The organism is Oceanibaculum pacificum, from assembly GCF_001618175.1.
Taxonomy (GTDB): Bacteria; Pseudomonadota; Alphaproteobacteria; order Oceanibaculales; family Oceanibaculaceae; genus Oceanibaculum; species Oceanibaculum pacificum.
Genome location: NZ_LPXN01000171.1, coordinates 1 through 17,493, shown reverse-complemented (window position 1 = coordinate 17,493; position 17,493 = coordinate 1). Strand labels below are relative to the sequence as shown.

Sequence of the window (17,493 nt, the reverse complement as noted above, 5' to 3'; positions counted from 1 at the left end):
CTCCTCATGTCCTCCTCCATTCCCGTCTCCGTGCTGACCGGCTTTCTGGGCAGCGGCAAGACGACCTTGCTGTCGAATCTGCTGCGCCATCCCGGCATGGCGGATACCGCCGTGGTGATCAACGAGTTCGGCGAGGTCGGGCTGGATCATCTGCTGGTCGAGAAGAGCAGCGAGAACATGATCGAGCTAAGCAGCGGCTGCCTGTGCTGCACGGTGCGCGGCGATCTGGTGAATACGTTGCGCGACCTGCACATCAAGCGCGCCAAGCAGGAAATCCCGAACTTCAAGCGGCTGGTGATCGAGACCACCGGCCTGGCCGACCCCGCGCCGATCCTGCACACGCTGATGACCGATCCGATGCTGGCCAGCTACTACCGGCTGGACGGCGTTGTCACCGTGGTCGACGCGGTGAATGGCGAGGCGACGCTGGATAATCATATCGAGGCGGTGAAGCAGGCCGCCGTCGCCGACCGGCTAGTCATCACCAAGACCGACCTGGTGCGCGACCCGGCCTCGGCGCGTGATCTCGACGCGCTGGAGGCGCGGCTGCAGACGCTGAACCCGGCCGCCCCGCGCCTGCACGCCGTGCAGGGCGAAATCGAGCCCGACCAGCTGTTCAACGCCGGCCTGTACGATCCCACCCGCAAGACCGCCGACGTGCTGCGCTGGCTGAAGGAGGAGGCCTATGCGGACTCCCACGCCCATCACGGGCACGGGCACGATCACGGGCATCATCACCATCCCGACGTGAATCGTCACGACGACCATGTCAGCGCCTTCTGCGTGGTGCTGGACCAGCCGATCGACGCGATGGCGTTCAGCCTGTTCGTCGAGCTGTTGATCGGCACCCGTGGCGAGAATCTTTTGCGGGTGAAGGGGATTTTGAACATTGCCGACCGGCCGGACCAGCCGGCGGTGATTCATGGCGTGCAGCACGTCTTCCACCCGGTCGCCTGGCTGGAGGCCTGGCCGAGCGACGACCGGCGCAGCCGTATCGTCTTCATCACAAAAGACATTCCGCGCAGCGACATCGAAAAGTTGCTGGAAGGTCTGGGCATCGGCCAGGCAGCCGCTGCACAGTAATCGGAACGGATGTTGCAAATCGTTGTTAATCAGTTCTTTACGCGGATGCGATAGGCTTCTCTCGACTGTCACAGAACAAATTAGTGATAGCGGGGGATATAATGAGCGCCTGGACGAAACTGAAGAAGCTGTTTGCCGCCGATGACGTTTCCGACAGCCAGAACAAGCTGGACCAGAACCCGTTTCAGGGGTTGCTGACAGGCTTGGATTCCGAGGCGGCGGCGGCATCGGAATCGGGGTTCGAGCAACTGACGGTCGATTTATCCGCCATGTTCGGCAGCCGCCCGGCGGTCGCGCATGAGCGGCTGTTCATCCTGACGCTGAAGGAGGTTCGCCAGCGCCTCGGCGTCCGCTGGGCGGCGACGCAACGCAACATCATGAAGCTGTGCGAGGCGGCGGCGAAGCGGCATCTGGGCGCCGGCGACATTTCGATCAAGTATGGCAGCGACTGCCTGGTGATTTTCACCCGCGGCGATGTGCGCGCGGCGCGCCGGCGGGTGCAGGCGGTGGCGGAAGAGGTGTTCTCCACCATCGTCGGCGAGGATAGCGACCTGGTCCAGCAATCGCTCTACTACGCCATCGCGGATGCCCAGAACCGCTTAAGCTTTCGCCTCGTCGATGCGCTGGATCCCTTGAAGGGGGTGCTGGCGGAAGCCTTGCCGTCGGCATCCATGACGGCCGGCGCCGACCCGTTGGCCGCCTTTGCCCGGCCCAGTGGGGGGGGCGGTGGAGGGGCGGGTGGAGGTGGAGGAGACGCCGCGCCGCAGGGGGGGCTGGTCTCGTCCGCCGACGGCAATGGGGCGGTGCTCGATATCTTCCGGGGGTTGGAGGAGAAGCTGCTGGCGCAGATGGCGAACGTCGCCTCCGTCGATGGCCAAGGGCAGCACCTGGCGCATCAGTTCGAGCGGTTGGAGCAGGATATCGGGCCGGTTGCCGTCGCGCCCACCCTGGGCCGGCAATTCGAAGAGGCGCTGGGCTTCGCCACCGATGGGGATATCGGCCATCCCGATGAACCCGCCACCGGCCGGCCATGGACCGCCGTGTCGCCCAACCCCCTGCCAGGGCCGACGATCACCAGCTACCTCGACAAGGTGCCGCAGGTCGCGGCGGATTTCGATTTGGGTAATTTCCCGCTGATCAAGCCGGCGCCGCGCGCCGGCGCAGCGCCGGCATTTCCGATGGGCCGCGCCGGTCAGGGGCTCTCCGGCGATCTGCCGCCGGCCATGCCGCGGCAGATCGACTACCGCTTCATCCCGGCCTGGCATGCCACCAAGCAAGTGGTTTCCGCCTATTGGTTCGAACTGGTCATACAGCAGGACGGGTTGAACGCGACGGAAGCGGAGATCATTCCCCCGGGCAGCGACCCGACGCTGGTGGCGCTGATCGACCGGGTGGTGCTGATGAGCGCCCTGACGGCGCTGCGCAAGGCGTATCTGCAGAATCTGCGCAATGTGATCTGCATTCCGGTGCATCACACCACCTTGAACGCGACGACGCGGCTGCAGGCCTATCTGGGCATTTGCCGGTCGATCCCGCCGGAGATGCGCCGCTATATCGTCTGGGAGCTGATCGGCGCGCCGGCCGGGGCCTGGCAGTCGCAGCTTTTTCAGGTGATCGCGGCGTTGCGCCCGTTCGGCCGTGCCGTGCTGCTGCGCGACACGCTGGAAGATATCAATATGGGCGCGTTGAAGGGGCTGGGCGTGTTCGGCATCGGCGTCGACCTGGCCTGTTACCAGCAAAAGGAAGCGGTGCTGATCCGCAAGCTGGATAAGTTCATCGAAAAGGCGAACGAGGCGGGGCTGCGCACTTTCATCCGGCATTGCCCGACGCTCAGCCTGGCGAGCTACGCGGTCAGTGCCGGGGTCGACTATATCGACGGCCCGATGATCGCGAGCCCGGTCATGGCGCCGCTGGGCATCCGGCGGTTCGCCGTGCGCGATCTCTACATGCTGAAAGCCGGCTGACGCGGGGCCTATGCGCGTAACAGCTGATCGATTTCGTCGACCAGCTGTTGCGCGCGCAGCGGCTTGGCCATGGTGCTGTCGGCCCCGGCCTGGCGGGCGACCTCCAGAAAATCCATGTTGCGCGTCCGCCCACCGCCGGAAATCGCCATGATCGGCAGTTGGGGATGGCGTCGGCGGGCTTCTATGATGGTCTCGATGCCTTCCTTTTCCGGCATGATGATGTCGGTGATCATCAGGTCGATATGCTGCTGCTCCAGCTTCGACAGGCCTTCGCCGCCGTGATCGGCTTCAATCACAACATGGCCGGCGCGTTCGAGGATTTGACGCAAGGTGGCCCGTACCATCAGGTCATCCTCGATCAGCAACAGGGTAGCCATTTTAGCGAATCCGCAAAATAGAGAGGCGTTGTGCCTGTCAGGCACTATCGAATTCGAACGTTAATACCACGTTAAGCCGCAGGGGTTTGGCGGCATCGCTGCCGTGCGCAATCGTATCAAGCTACCATCATTCGGCCGCAAAACCTTGTTATTCCTCCATCGGTGACAATAATGGCGTAGCGGTTCCGGTATCGTGCCGGACCGACCCCAGCGACCATCGGTGCGAATGGAACTAGCAAACCAACTGATCCTGTTGGGCAGCGCCCTGCTGCTCTTAAGCATTCTGGCCGGTACGCTTTCCTCGCGGATCGGCGCGCCTTTGCTGCTGGTCTTCCTTGGGCTCGGCATGCTGGCCGGCGAGGATGGGCTGGGCATCCAGTACGATAATTTCCAGGGCGCCTATCTGATCGGCAGCCTGGCGCTGGCGATCATCCTGTTCGATGGCGGGCTGCGCACGCCGATACGCTCGATCCGGCTGGTCTGGGGGCCGGCCTCGGTGCTGGCGACGCTGGGCGTGGTGCTGACGGCGGCGATTACCGGCGGCGCGGCGATCTATCTGCTGGATCTGGACCCGATAGCCGGGCTGCTGACCGGGGCCATCGTGGCCTCGACCGACGCGGCCGCCGTGTTCCTGCTGCTGCATCAGCGCGGCATGGAACTGCGCCGCCGGCTGGGCGCCACGCTGGAGGTGGAATCCGGCGTCAACGATCCGATGGCGATCTTTCTGACCATCACCCTGGTCGAGCTGGTGGCGGGCACCGGCGGCGACATGACCTTCACCGTGCTGCACGGCTTCCTGCTCCAGCTTGGGCTGGGGGCCTTGATTGGCATCGCCGGCGGCTTCCTGCTGGCCATTCTGGTCAATCGCCTCGATCTGGCGCCCGGCCTCTACCCGGTCTTCGTCATCGCCGCCGCCTGCGCGGTGTTCGGCGGCACCCAGGTGATCGGGGGCAGCGGCTTCCTGGCGGTCTATCTGGCCGGCATCGTTGCCGGCAACCGCCGGCTTCGGGCCAATCAGCTGATCCGTCGCTTCCATGACGGGATGGCCTGGATCAGCCAGATCGTCATGTTCCTGATTCTCGGCCTGCTGGTCACGCCCAGCACCATGGTCGACGATATCCTGCCGGGCACCATCATTGCCCTGGTGCTGATCTTCGTCGCCCGGCCGGTGGCGACCTTTCTCTGCCTGATCCCGTTCAATTTCTCGCGCGCGGAAAAGCTGTTCATCTCCTGGGTCGGCCTGCGCGGCGCGGTGCCTATTTTCCTGGCCATCATCCCGATCCTGGGCGGGATGGAAAACGGCATGCAGTATTTCAACATCACCTTCATCGTGGTGCTGCTGTCGCTGCTGCTGCAGGGCTGGACGGTGCCCTGGGTGGCCCGCAGGCTGGACCTCGAACTGCCGCCGGTGCAGGAGGCGGAGGGCCGCGTCGACCTCGATTTGTCGGCGCAGATCGACCGCGACCTGATCGGCTACCGCCTGACCGAGACCTCGCCGGGGGCGAACCGGCCGTTCCGCCAGATTCAGTTGCCGCCCCGGGTGCGGCTGATCGTGGTGCTGCGCGACGGCTCGGTGGTGCCGAAATACAAGATCGAGGCGCTGCATCCCGGCGATTACGTTCTGCTGCTCTGCCCGCCGGAACAGGTGCTGGCGGCCGACAAGCTGTTCTCAAGCCGGTCCAAGCGCGCGGGCCGCGAGGTGCGGCTGGGCGATTTCGTGTTCGACGGCGCGAAGAAGATGGGCGTTCTGGCGGACGAGTACGATCTGCCGGTCAGCCGCCAGCAGCGCGACCTGACCGTCGGGCAATTGCTGACCGACCTGCTGCCCAATTCGCCGAATGTCGGCGACCGGGTCGCCATCGGCTCGGTCGAGCTGGTGATCCGCGACATCCGCGAGGAGGAAATCGCCGAAGTCGGCCTGGTGCTGGAGCCGGAGCATCCGCACCTGCTGCCGCCCGGCGCGCTCGGCCGGGCCGGGGCCTTGTTCTCCCGCCTGCGTCGCCGGCCGGTGGTGATGGATGGCAACGACATGCCGTTGGGGCCGAAAGCCGGCCTCTGGGAACGTCTGCGCCGCCGCGCGTCAAAATCGTAAACCGGGCGCTTGCAGGCCCGGTCCTCCCCAAAGCCGCGTCTTGCGGCCTGGGGCGGTTAAAAGAGCTTCTCAGCCTTGCCGGCTGGTCTATGATCCCGGCAACAAAGGCGAAAAGGGAGGATGCCATGCAGGTGAAAGCCGCCGTGCTGCATGAGATCGGGCTGCCGCGCCCCTATGCGGACAGCCGCCCGCTGCATATCGAGACGCTGCGGCTGGACCCGCCGGGGCCTGGGGAAATCCTGGTCCGGGTGCGCGCCGCCGGCCTGTGCCATTCCGACTTGTCGGTAATCAACGGCGACCGGCCGCGCCCGATGCCGATGGCGCTGGGCCACGAGGCCGCCGGCGAGGTGCTGGAATGCGGGCCGGGCGTCGAGGATCTGCAAAAGGGCGATCATGTCGTCATGGTCTTCGTGCCGTCGTGCGGCCAGTGCCTGCCCTGCGCCGAAGGACGGCCGGCCTTGTGCGAGCCCGGGGCGGCGGCGAACGGCAAGGGCGTGCTGCTGTCCGGCGCGCACCGGCTGCATGATGATCACGGCCATGCGGTGAACCATCATATCGGCGTTTCCGCCTTCGCCGATTACGCCGTGCTGTCGCGCGCCTCGGTGGTGAAGATCGACAAGGACCTGCCGTGGGAGCAGGCCGCTCTGTTCGGCTGTGCGGTCCTGACCGGCGTGGGGGCCGTGGTGAACACGGCGCAGATGAAGCCCGGCACCAAGGCGGCGGTGATCGGGCTGGGCGGCGTCGGCCTGAACTCCCTGCTGGGCGCCATCCTGTGCGGGGCGGAGCAGATTGTCGCCATCGACCTGCTCGACTCCAAGCTCGATCTGGCGCGCCAGCTGGGCGCGACCGACGCCTTCAACGCCAAGGATGCCGATATCGTCGAGGCGGTGAGGGAGGCGACCAAGGGCGGCGTCGACTATGCCTTCGAGATGGCGGGCTCGGTGCCGGCGCTGGAGCTGGCCTACAAGATCACCAAGCGCGGCGGCATGACCGTCACCGCCGGCCTCGCCAATCCGGGCAAGAGCCTGAGCCTGTCGCCGGTGGTGCTGGTCGCCGAGGAACGCACGCTGAAGGGCAGCTATGTCGGCGGCTGCGTGCCGCTGCGCGACATACCACGCTATATCCAGATGTTCCGGCGCGGCCGCCTGCCGGTCGACCGGCTGCTGTCCGAGCGTATCGAGGGTCTGGAGGGGCTGAACGCCGCCTTCGACCGGCTGGCCGATGGCCTGTCCATCCGCCAGGTACTGATTCCGTAAAGGGGGAAACGAGAAAATGGATCGTATTGGTTTCATCGGCCTGGGCCAGATGGGCTGGCCGATGGCCCGCCGCCTGGTCGAGGCCGGCTACAGCGTCACCGTCGCCGACGCCGCGCCCGGCACGGCCGAGCGCTTCGCCGCCGAATTCAAGGCGACCGCCGCCGCCGACCTGGCGGCGCTGGCCCGGCAAAGCGACATCGTTGTCACCATGCTGCCGGACGGCAAGATCGTGCGCAATGTAGTGCTGGAAGGCGGTGTCGCCGCCAACATGCCGAAAGGCGGCGTGGTGCTGGATATGAGCTCATCCGCCCCCATCGGCACGCGCGAGCTGGGCGAGGCGCTGGCGCAGCAGGGGCTGGCGCTGGTCGACGCTCCGGTCTCCGGCGGCGTGCCGAAGGCGAAGGACGGCACGCTGGCGATCATGATCGGCGGCGAGGACAAGGCCGCCATCGCGCGGGTGAAGCCGGTGCTGCAGGCATTGGGGCAGGGGCTGTTCGAGACCGGACCGCTCGGCTCCGGCCATGCCATGAAGGCGCTGAACAATTACGTCTCCGCCGCCGGCCTCATCGCTTCCGTCGAGGCGTTGCAGATCGGCGCGCGCTTCGGCCTGTCGCCCGATGCGATGGTCGATGTACTGAACGCCTCGACCGGCCGCAACAACTCGACCGACAAGAAGCTGAAGCAATATGTGCTCTCCCGGCAGTTCAATTCCGGCTTCGGCCTGGCGCTGATGGAAAAGGACGTCCGCACCGCGCTGGAGCTGGCGCACGAAACCGGCATCCAGGCCCCGTTCGGCGATGCCTGCGTGGCCCTGTGCCAACAGGCGAACGAGCTGCTCGGCAAGGGCGCCGACCACACGGCGGTCGCGCAATTCTGGGAAAAGCTGAACGGGCTGGAGCTGTTCCCCGACGCCAGGAAGGCCGCGGAGTAGGCGGCGGGTTTCCCCGTCGCCCTGGCAATAACGATGGAATAAAGAACCCCCTCGCTCCTTCCGGGGCGAGGGAAGGCTGGGGTCGGGTAGTGCTTTGGTGACAGGCTCCTGACCCAGCGGGTTCTACCGCGATTCCCGCAGCCAGCCGGCGAGCAGGGCGCCCAGCGCCAGAAGCAGGGTCAGCAGCGCCGGCAGCAGCGGCAGGTTCAGCACGCCGGTGACGACATAATCGCCATTTTCGCGCAGCGCGATCCAATCCTGGCCGGATGTCCGGCGATCGGGGGCGACGCGGCGAATATCGGGCATTCCATCCTCGGCGATCCAGGCCAGGCCGCCGCCGGTCGCCTCGGCGATGGGGCCCATGCGGGTCGCCGTGGTGCGCACATCGGCATATTCCAGCGGATTGACCGCGCCGACGGTGACCAGCCGCGTGCGCTCCCCATCCGTCAGCCGATACAGGCCGGCTTCCTCGACCGTCAGGCTGCCGGTGGCGCGGCCCTGGCCGCCCTCGGTCAGCGCTACCTCCACGGTTTCGCCGGAGGGCAAAGTAACGCTTACCGTCTCCGCCGCAGGCTCCAGCGAGCGACGCTCGATCATCAACTGGTCGCCCTGCACATGGGCGCGCAGGTCGTTCTCCTCCAGCTCCGGCTCCTTCATCAGCCAATGGGCGATCCGGCGCAGCAGCTCGGCCTGCGGCCCGCCGCCCTCAAAGCCGCGCGCCCAGAGCCACATATGGTCGCTGTTGATCTGCGCCACCCGGCCCTCGCCGACGCGGTCCAGCACGACCAGCGGCCTGCCGCCGCCTTCCATCACCACCGTGCCGCTGCGGGGGGCGGTATCGATGACCCGGAACCAGCGGCCCCAACCTGGCTGTTCGCCGGGGCGGCCGGCGCCCGACAGTTCGGCGGTCACCGGATGACGGCGGCCCAGCTCGGAGATTATCGGCCGGAATCCTTCCTCGGTGGTCTGGCCGGTCGGCTCGGCCGGCAGCACGTCGCCGATCGGCGTCTGGAACAGGCTGATCGGGGAGGCGAAATCCGGCCCGGCGGCGATCAGCAGCGCGCCGCCCTGGCGGACATATTCAGCGATATTGCCGAGATACAGCCGGGGCAGCACGCCGCGCCGCTTATAACGGTCGAAGATGATCAGGTCGAACTCGTCGATCTTCACCTCGAACAGCTCGCGGATCGGGAAGCTGATCAGCGACAGCTCGCGGATCGGCGTGCCGTCCTGCTTTTCCGGCGGACGCAGAATAGTGAAATGCACCAGATCGACCGAGGGATCGGCCTTCAGCAGGTTGCGCCAGGTGCGCTCGCCGGCATGCGGCTCGCCGGAGACCAGCAGCACCCGCAGCCGGTCGCGCACGCCGTTGATGCTCAAGACCGCGCGGTTGTTGATCAGCGTCAGCTCGCGCGGGCCCTGCTCGGCGTCGATCTCGACGATGCTCTGGCCGCCGCGATCCAGCATGACGGCGACTTCGACCTCCTCGTTCGCCGGCACCTCGGCGGTCTGCGCCGCCTCGCCATTGCGGCGCAGCGTCAGGGTGACGGGCGTGCCTTGGGCGACGCTTTCATCCTCCACCGACAGACGGATCGCGACTTCCTTGCCGACCATGCCGAAGGTCGGCGACTGGTGGATGACCAGCCGCCGGTCGGCCTCCCCGCGCTGGCCGGTCAGCAGGGTGTGCACCGGCGCGCCCGGCAGCTCGCCGGCATCCTGCGTGTCATGCACTTGGCCATCGGTCAGCGCGATCACCCCGGCCAGCCGGCGGCGCGGGATATTGGCCAGCGCCTGCTCGGCCGCGGTCATGAGCTGGGTGCCCTCGCGATCGCTCGACAGGCCGCCGCCGGTGCTGCCGGTCTCGACCTCGCGCACTTCCAGATTTTGCATGCGGGCCAGGCGGTTGCGGATTTCCACCAGCGCCGCGTCGGTTTCCCCCATGCGCTCGCCGATGCGCTGGCTGGGCGAGCGGTCGACCACCAGCAGCGCTATATCCTTCTGCGCCTCGCGCTGTTCGGCGATGACGGAGGGGTTGGCCAGGGCCAGCAGCAGGATGCCCAGCGCCGCGAAGCGCCACCAAGCGCCCCGTGCGCGCCGCCACAGCGCTAGGCCGACGATCAGCAGGCTGGCAACGCCCAGCGCCGCGATGCCCCACCAGGGCAGCATCGGCGCGAAGGCGATATCGAGGCCCGACGGTATCATCTGGACTGTCCCCCGCTCATTGGCCCAGCCGTTCGAGGATGGAGGGAACATGCACCTGGTCGGCCTTGTAGTTGCCGGTCAGCGCGTACATGACCAGATTGACGCCGAAGCGATAGGCCCATTCGCGCTGTGCCTCGCCGCCAGGCACCACGGGGTAGCGGTAGCGTCCGGCCTGATCCACCGCCCAGGCCGCCGCCCAATCGTGGCTGCCGACGATGACCGAGGAAACCTCGTCATTGCCGCGCCCGCCGGGCCGCTCGACCCATACCGTCCCGCCGGTGAAGCGGCCAGGGAAGCTGTCCATCAGATAGAAGGTCTTGGTCAACACATGCTCGGGCGGCACCGGTTCCAGCTGCGGGATGTCCAGGCCGTGGGCTATCTGCTGCAGGCGCTGCAGGCCCGGGCCGCCGCCGCCGAAGCCGACCTCGCCCTGGTCGCGGGTGTCGAACACAATGGTGCCGCCGGTACGCAGATAGGAATTCACCCGGCCGATCGCCGCCGGGCTGAGGCCGCCCTGACTGGTCGCGACCGGCCAATAAAGCAGCGGGAAGAAAGCCAGCTCGTCGGTTTCGATATCGACGCCCATCGGCTCGCCCGGCTCCACGGCGGTGCGGCGCTCCAGCGCGCGGCTGAGGCCGGTCAGCCCTTCGCGGCTGGCCTCGTCCACGGTCGAATCGCCGGTGCGCACATAGGCCAGCACCGTGTTCAGGCTGGCGGCCAGCGCGAAACGGTCGTCGGATTGCGCTTGCGCTGGCTGGGCGAGGCCTCCGCCGGCCAGCAGCGCCAGGATGGCCGCCATACCGCGGGCCCGGCGCATCGGCAGCAGCCCGCGCAGCAGCAGCGACACCAGCAGATCGAGCAGCAGCAGGATCATCGCGCCGGTAAACAGGAACGGCCGAAGATCGACCTCCTCCCCACGCTCATAACCCAGCCGCGCGATGCCGGAGGGCAGTTGCACCATTGGCGTCACCGCGGCGATGGCGGGGGCCAGGTTCACCGCCACGCGCGATTGGTCGCTGCCGTAGAAGCCGGGCGGCAGGGCGGGGCCGAAGCGCGGCTCCTCCAGCCCCGGCGGCAACGCCTGGGTGGCGGCGGACGGCGCGGTCAGCCGGCCGAAGCCGTCCAGCGTCTCGACCGGCGGCAGCGGCTGGTCGCCGCGCGCGCCCTGCACGCCCTGGCTGAGCGCCACGACGCGCTGGAGCATCTGCACGAACAGGCCGGACAGCGGCAAATTGGTCCAGTCCGGGCTGGCGGTGGTGTGCACCAGCACCAGCCGGCCCTCGCCCTCCGCCCCGGCCGTCACCAGCGGCGTGCCATCCTCCAGCGCCGCCCAGGTGCGCTCGCCCAGATCGAGCGAGGGTTGCGCCAGCACCTGGCGCTGCACCGTCACATCCGCCGGAATGGCGAGACCGTGAAACGGGCTGGCGGCGGAGAAGGGGGCCAGCCTGGCTGGCTGCGACCAGGACAGCGCGCCGCCCAGCAGCCGGCCGCCCTGGCGCAGCGGCACGGGCACCAGCGACTGCTCGCCGCCTTCCTCCACGGCGGAGGAGAGAATCGGCCCGGCGAAGCGCAGCAGCACGCCGCCATTGCGCACCCAGCGTTGCAGGGCCTCGCGCTCCGGCCCGGCGAGCGCGCCGCTGTCGGGCAGCACGATGACCGCCAGATCGCGCTCCAGCAGCGCCTCGATGCGGCCGCGCCGAACCTCGCTGAACGGGCTCAGCGCCTGGTCCAGATAATGCAGCTCGGACAGCAGCGGCTGGGAGGCCTGGAAGCTGGTCTCGGAGACCAGGCCGACCGGCCGTCGCCGCCAGCGCTCGTCGATCAGCGCCACGCTGCCGGCGGTGGAATCATTTTCGATCTCCAGCCGGGCGATCTCGTTGCGCAGCTCGGTCGGCAGCACGATACGCTTTTGCGCGGCGACCTCGCCGACGGGGAAATCGACCTGCTCGCGCGCCAGGATGCGTCCGTCGGCGGCGACCGCGCGCAGCCACAGGCTGGACGGGCCGATGCCCGGCGCGCGGGCGACCGTGGCAGTCAGCCCGTCGACGCCGCTTTCCGGCGGGAAGGCCAGGCGCGGCAGGCTGCCGCCCTCCGGCTCCAGCACGGTCAGCGCGCCGAGGCGTTGCAGGCGGGTCGCCAGCGCCGCGACGCCGGGGCCGTCCAGCCCGTCGCTGAGCCAGAAGCTTTCCGCGCTGGACGGCAGGGTCTGACTCTCCAACCAGTCGGCCAAGGCCTGCCGGTCGGCCGGCCAGGGCTTCGGCAGCAGCGCCTGCACCTGGCTGCGCGCCTCCTCCGCCCGCAGCCGGTTGAGCGTGCCGGGCGCGCCGTCGCGGTTGGGCGCGGTGGTCAGCAGGATGACCGGGCGGTTGGTGCGGTCGGCCTGGGCCAGCAGCTCGTCGGCGGCTTCCTGGCGCGCCTGCCAATCATGGCCGGCGGCCCAGCCATCGTCGATCACCAGCACCATCGGCCCGCCGCCGACGAGCTGCGCGCGCGGGTTCAGCAGCGGATGCGCCAGCGCCAGGATGACCAGCGCCGCCAGCAGCACGCGCAGCAAGATCAGCCACCAGGGCGTGGTCGCCGAGGTTTCGTCGCGCGGCTTCAGATCGTACAGCAGCCGGATCGCCGGAAAGGACAGCCGCTTGGGCGCCGGCGGCACCACGCGCAGCAGCCAGATCAGCACCGGCAGCACGGCCAGCGCCAGCAGCACCCAGGGGGTGGCGAAGGCGAGGGGGCCGAGGCTCATCATCGGCGGTCTCCCGCCTGCGACAGGCCGATATACAGATCCATCAGCGCCTTTTCCGGCCCCTGGTCGGTGACATGCGCGCTGTAATGCCAGCCGGCGAGCTGGGCCAGCGCCTTCAAGCCGTCCTGATGCGCCTGGAAGCGGCCGCGATAATCGTCGCGCACGGCGTCGACGCGGGTGATCAGGGTCGATGCCTCGCCTTCCATGCCATCGAAGCGCACCCGGCCGTTGAAGGGCAGGCTGGCTTCGGCCGGATCGAGGATCTGCAGCATGTAGCCGCGGATGCCGCGCCCGGTATAGCGGGCCAGCGCCGCCTCGATCTCCGGCAGGGGCGACAGGAAATCGCCGATCCACACGGTGGCGCCGAAGCGCGGCAAGGCAATGTCCGGCGGCAGGCTTTCGTCATGCGCTGTGCGGCCCAGCTCGTCGATCAGGCGATCAAGCACGGCGCGGCCGCGCGCCGGCGCGCGCAACCCGCCCAGCAGCGCCACCTGCTCGCCGCTATCGGCCAGCAGGCTGGCCAGCGCCAGCAGCACCAGCTCCGCCCGTTCCGCCTTCTCTGGCAGGGACCGGTCGGAGCGGTAGCGCATCGAGGCCGAGGCATCGCGCCAGAGCCACACGCTCTGCGCCGCCTCCCACTCCGTCTCGCGAACATAGACATGATCGCTCTTGGCCGATTGCCGCCAGTCGATGCCGCGCGCCGAATCGCCGAAAGCGTAGTGCCGGAACTGCCAGAAACTGTCGCCCTGGCCGACGCGCCGCCGGCCGTGGACGCCCTGCGCCACGGTGGAGGCCACGCGTTCCGCCGCAACCAGCAGCGGCGGCAGGGTGGCGGCGAGCTGTTCGGCGCGTTGCCGCATGCGGGCGCTTAGGCCAGCGGCGCGGCGATCTTATCGATCACCGAATCGAGCGTTACGCCTTCGGCGCGGGCGGCGAAATTCAGCGCCATGCGGTGCCGCAGCACCGGCTTGGCAATGGCCAGCACATCGTCGATGGAGGGCGACAGCCGGCCATCCAGCAGCGCCCGGGCGCGGATCGCCAGCATCAGCGCCTGGCTGGCGCGCGGGCCGGGGCCCCAGGCGACATGGCGGCGCACCGAGTCGATATCGCTTTCCTCCGGTCGGCCGTTGCGCACCAGGGACAAGATCGCCTCGATCACGCTGTCGCCGACCGGCACCCGGCGCAACAGGCGCTGGGCCTGCAGCAAATCGGCGCCGTTCATCACCTGCACGGCGGGTTCCTCGTCGGCGCCCGTGGTGGCGATCAGCATGCGGCGCTCCGCCTCGCGGTCCGGATAGCCGACATCAACCTGTAGCAGGAAACGGTCGAGCTGGGCTTCGGGCAGCGGGTAGGTGCCTTCCTGCTCCAGCGGGTTCTGGGTCGCCAGCACATGGAACGGGCTGGGCAGCGGGTGATACTGGCCGCCGACCGACACGCGGCGCTCCTGCATCGCCTGCAGCAGCGCGGACTGGGTGCGCGGGCTGGCGCGGTTGATCTCGTCGGCCATCAGCAGCTGGGCGAAGACCGGGCCCTGGATGAAGCGGAAGGCGCGGCGGCCATCCTGGCCCTCCTCCAGCACCTCGGAGCCCAGAATGTCGGCCGGCATCAGGTCGGGCGTGCATTGGATGCGCTTATCGTCCAGGCCGAAAACGGTGCCCAGCGTCTCCACCAGCTTGGTCTTGGCCAGGCCGGGCACGCCGATCAGCAGGCAATGGCCGCCGGCCAGAAGGGTGATCAGCGTCTGCTCGACCACCGCCTCCTGGCCGAAGATGACGCGGCCGACCCGTTCGCGCACCAGACGCATCCGTTCGGCCAGGGTTTCGATCTCGGCGACCAGCCGGTCGTCCGATCCCGCCGCGGGGGAGCCGGAAAAAGGGGTGGGATCGGTCACGCTCATGCCAATATTCTCCTCATCCTTAAGAATATCGCCCGTAACGCTGCAGCCGGCGGATATGCCATTCAGTCAGGCGCCTCCGCTCAACCGCGCAGACAGGCAGAGAGGACAGGAGAAGATGATCGATCCATCCGGCCCTGCCCGACGCATCCAACCAGATGCCGGGTTCGACGATAGCCCTACGAATTTACTTAGGGGTCTCGGTGCCCCGCGCCCAGTCTCCCCCGCAGAAAAACCGGCCTTATCGCAAAGCGGCGACGGTCCGGAGGAGAGTTGCGGAGATTTCGGCATTCGGATCGCCCGCGATGGCACCTGGTACTATCTTGGCTCGCCTATCGGTCGTAAGCCACTGGTAAAATTATTCTCCACTGTATTGCGGCGAGAAGATGACGGCAGCTACTGGCTGGTAACGCCGGTGGAGCGCGGCCGGATCGAGGTGGAGGATGCCCCCTTCACCGCCGTCGAGCTTGTTGTGGAGGGCGCGGGCGAGGACCAGATTCTGCGTTTGCGCACCAATCTGGACGAATGGATCGAGGCCGGGCCGGACCATCCGATCCGCGTCGAAACGAATCCGGCGACCGGCGAGCCGAGCCCCTATATAGTGGTGAGGGACAGGCTGGAAGCACTGATCTTGCGGCCGGTATTCTACCAGCTTGTCGAAATGGGCGTTGAACGGGAGAGGGATGGCAAACCGTCCCTAGGCATATGGAGCAAGCGGCAATTCTTTCTGCTGGGGTCGCTGGAGGGCTGAGCTTCGATCGCCCGGCCCTGAAGTCGATCTTTCGGGGCGGCATCGACCATACCGGCCTGATGATGGGCGACGGCGATATGAGCCCGGGGCTGGAGATGCCGCCGCCGGGCCGCCCGGCCGCCGTGCTGGTGCCGCTGGTGGACCGCGCCGAGGGTATGTCGGTGCTGCTGACCAAGCGCACCGATCATCTGCAGCATCATCCCGGCCAGATCAGCTTTCCCGGCGGCCGGATGGAGGAATGCGACACCGATCCCGTCTCCTGCGCGCTGCGCGAGACCGAGGAGGAAACCGGCATCGACCGCTCCTATGTCGAGGTGCTGGGCCGCATGGACGCCTACCGCACCCGCACCGGCTTTTCCGTGACGCCGGTGATCGGCCTGCTGACGCCGCCCTTCGATACCCGGCCCGACCCGTTCGAGGTGGCGGAAATTTTCGAGGTGCCGCTGTCCTTCGTGGTCGATCCGGTCAATCATGAGGTGCATAGCCGGGAGAAGGACGGGGTGAAGCGCTCCTTCTACGTGCTGCCGTATCGGGATTATTATATCTGGGGAGCGACGGCCGCGATGCTGGTGAACCTCTCCAGCATTCTCCGCCGCGACCGGCTGTAGGGCCGTATGCTGCGCGTGGCCCTGCTCGTGGCGCTGCCGATCCTGGCGCCGACCCTGCTGTACCTCCTCTGGTTCCAGCTTGCCCGCCGCCGCGCCGTCGCCGCCGGCGCCACCCCGCCGACGCTGGGCGAAGCGCCCTGGGTGTTCCTGGCCGGCATCGGCGTCGGCCTTGCCGTTCTGGCGCTTGGGGCCAGCATGCTGTTCTTCGAGGAGAATGGCGCGCCGGGCGACCGGTATGTGCCGCCGCATGTGATCGACGGGCGGGTCGTGCCCGGCCATTCCGACCACAAACCCTGATCCGATGCAGCCGATCCGCCGCCTGGACGCGCCCTTCCCCTGGATGCTGGACGCGGCGACGGTCGCCATCCTGGACGCCGTGCAGGCCGAGGGGGCGACCATCCGCTTCGTCGGCGGTTGCGTGCGCGATTCGCTGCTGGGCAAGCCGGTGGGCGATATAGACGCCGCCACCGACGCAGCGCCCGATCGTATCGTCGCCGCGCTGGAGAAAGCCGGCATCCGCGCCATCCCCACCGGCATCGAGCATGGCACGGTGACCGCGCTGAAGGCGGGGCGGCACATCGAGATCACCACGCTCCGGCGCGATGTCGAGACCGACGGGCGGCGCGCGACGGTCGCCTTTACCGACGATTGGGCGGAGGATGCCAAACGCCGCGATTTCACCATGAACGCGCTGTTCCTGGATATGGACGGCGCGCTGTACGATCCGGTCGGCGGGCTGCCCGACCTGGAGGCGCGGCGGGTGCGCTTCATCGGCGATGCCGAGCAGCGCATTCGCGAGGATGTGCTGCGCATCCTGCGTTTCTTCCGCTTCCATGTGCAGCATGGCCGGGGCATGCCCGATGCCGACGGGCTGGCCGCTTGCGCGCGACTGGCGTCGCTGCTGCCCGGCCTGGCGGGCGAGCGCGTCTGCGCCGAGATCATGAACCTGCTGGCCGCAGAGGACCCCGCGCCGACGCTGCATCTGATGCGCGAACAGGGCGTGCTGACGCCGATCCTGCCGGAAGCGCGCAATTTGCCCCGGCTGGCCGCGCTGGTGCGGCTGACCGGCCATCGCGAAGAGGCCGACCCCGATCCGTTGCGCCGCCTGGTGGCGCTACTGCCGGATGCGCCGGCCGGGGCGGCCGTGGCCTGGCGGCTGCGGCTGTCGAACGCGGCGCGCGACCGGCTGGCCGCCATGCTGGCCCCGGCCGTGATCATCGACCCGGCAGCCGATGCGCCGGCGCGCCGGCGCGCGCTCTATGCGGTGGGGAAGGAGATTTTTCGCGATTTGGTGCTGCTCGACTGGGCGCAACGCCTGGCCGACCAGGGCAATTCCCTGCCGGACTGGGTTTCCGCCGGCTACCGGGTGCATCTGGCCGCCGCCGACCATTGGCGGCGGCCCAGCCTGCCGGTTACCGGGGCCGACCTGCTGGCGCTGGGGGTCGCACCCGGCCCGGCCATGGGACGCTTGCTGAAACGCCTGGAAGCCTGGTGGGTCGCCGCCGATTTCGCCCCCGACCGGGCGGCGTGCCTGGCCCAGGCGCGGGAATGGGGCGGCGGGGAGGGGGAGGGTCTCCCCTCACCCAGCTCCG

Annotated in this window: 14 protein-coding genes; 9 read left to right on the top strand and 5 right to left on the bottom strand. The window is 68.2% G+C overall.

Features of this window, described 5'->3' with window-relative positions:
- Nucleotides 1–6: 6 nt before the first annotated feature.
- Both AUP43_RS17750 and AUP43_RS17745 read left to right on the top strand, forming a co-directional pair.
- Nucleotides 7–1,083 (top strand): CobW family GTP-binding protein, encoded by a 1,077-nt coding sequence (locus AUP43_RS17750; protein ID WP_067560189.1) that lies wholly within the window; start codon nt 7–9, stop codon nt 1,081–1,083.
- A 101-nt stretch (nt 1,084–1,184) separates the two neighbouring features.
- A complete protein-coding gene (locus tag AUP43_RS17745) occupies nt 1,185–3,047 on the top strand; it encodes a hypothetical protein (RefSeq protein WP_067560187.1) in 1,863 nt (620 codons plus the stop codon).
- 8 nt (nt 3,048–3,055) lie between these two features.
- On the opposite strand, the gene AUP43_RS17740 is transcribed toward AUP43_RS17745, so the two are convergent.
- On the bottom strand, nt 3,056–3,412 hold the full coding sequence (locus tag AUP43_RS17740) for a response regulator (protein WP_198154963.1): 357 nt from the start codon (nt 3,410–3,412) through the stop codon (nt 3,056–3,058).
- 238 nt (nt 3,413–3,650) lie between these two features.
- On the opposite strand from AUP43_RS17740, the gene AUP43_RS17735 reads away from it, so the two are divergent.
- The 3 genes from AUP43_RS17735 to AUP43_RS17725 all read left to right on the top strand — a co-directional run bounded on the left by AUP43_RS17735 (nt 3,651) and on the right by AUP43_RS17725 (nt 7,703).
- Complete coding sequence (locus tag AUP43_RS17735) at nt 3,651–5,516, top strand: potassium/proton antiporter (RefSeq protein ID WP_084462901.1); 1,866 nt, start codon at nt 3,651–3,653, stop codon at nt 5,514–5,516.
- 125 nt (nt 5,517–5,641) lie between these two features.
- Complete coding sequence (locus tag AUP43_RS17730) at nt 5,642–6,772, top strand: zinc-dependent alcohol dehydrogenase family protein (RefSeq protein ID WP_067560183.1); 1,131 nt, start codon at nt 5,642–5,644, stop codon at nt 6,770–6,772.
- Nucleotides 6,773–6,788: 16 nt separating this feature from the next.
- On the top strand, nt 6,789–7,703 hold the full coding sequence (locus tag AUP43_RS17725) for an NAD(P)-dependent oxidoreductase (RefSeq protein WP_067560181.1): 915 nt from the start codon (nt 6,789–6,791) through the stop codon (nt 7,701–7,703).
- A gap of 123 nt (nt 7,704–7,826) precedes the next feature.
- Here the strand turns inward: AUP43_RS17725 and AUP43_RS17720 are convergent, their stop codons facing one another.
- The 4 genes from AUP43_RS17720 to AUP43_RS17705 are packed head-to-tail and all read right to left on the bottom strand — an operon-like array spanning nt 7,827 to nt 14,545.
- The gene (locus tag AUP43_RS17720; protein WP_067560179.1) at nt 7,827–9,905 is read right to left on the bottom strand and encodes a hypothetical protein; all 2,079 of its coding nucleotides are present in this window, start codon (nt 9,903–9,905) and stop codon (nt 7,827–7,829) included.
- Between the two features lie 16 nt (nt 9,906–9,921).
- A complete protein-coding gene (locus AUP43_RS17715; RefSeq protein ID WP_067560176.1) occupies nt 9,922–12,651 on the bottom strand; it encodes a DUF4159 domain-containing protein in 2,730 nt (909 codons plus the stop codon).
- The gene (locus AUP43_RS17710) at nt 12,648–13,508 is read right to left on the bottom strand and encodes a DUF58 domain-containing protein (protein ID WP_067560174.1); all 861 of its coding nucleotides are present in this window, start codon (nt 13,506–13,508) and stop codon (nt 12,648–12,650) included. Before AUP43_RS17710 ends, AUP43_RS17715 begins: the two co-directional genes overlap by 4 nt.
- Nucleotides 13,509–13,516: 8 nt before the next feature.
- The gene (locus AUP43_RS17705; protein WP_067560172.1) at nt 13,517–14,545 is read right to left on the bottom strand and encodes an AAA family ATPase; all 1,029 of its coding nucleotides are present in this window, start codon (nt 14,543–14,545) and stop codon (nt 13,517–13,519) included.
- Nucleotides 14,546–14,660: 115 nt separating this feature from the next.
- Between AUP43_RS17705 and AUP43_RS17700 the strand changes: the two genes are divergently transcribed.
- From AUP43_RS17700 to AUP43_RS17685, 4 genes are all read left to right on the top strand, one after another.
- Nucleotides 14,661–15,293, top strand: a complete 633-nt coding sequence (locus AUP43_RS17700; RefSeq protein WP_084462900.1) for a DUF1285 domain-containing protein — start codon at nt 14,661–14,663, stop codon at nt 15,291–15,293.
- Nucleotides 15,248–15,901, top strand: coding sequence for a CoA pyrophosphatase (locus tag AUP43_RS17695; RefSeq protein ID WP_067560170.1), 654 nt, complete (start codon nt 15,248–15,250; stop codon nt 15,899–15,901). Before AUP43_RS17700 ends, AUP43_RS17695 begins: the two co-directional genes overlap by 46 nt.
- 6 nt (nt 15,902–15,907) lie before the next feature.
- The gene (locus tag AUP43_RS17690) at nt 15,908–16,198 is read left to right on the top strand and encodes a hypothetical protein (RefSeq protein ID WP_067560168.1); all 291 of its coding nucleotides are present in this window, start codon (nt 15,908–15,910) and stop codon (nt 16,196–16,198) included.
- A 4-nt stretch (nt 16,199–16,202) separates the two neighbouring features.
- Nucleotides 16,203–17,493: CCA tRNA nucleotidyltransferase (locus AUP43_RS17685; protein WP_067560166.1), on the top strand; the 1,291-nt coding region annotated here is incomplete at its 3' end.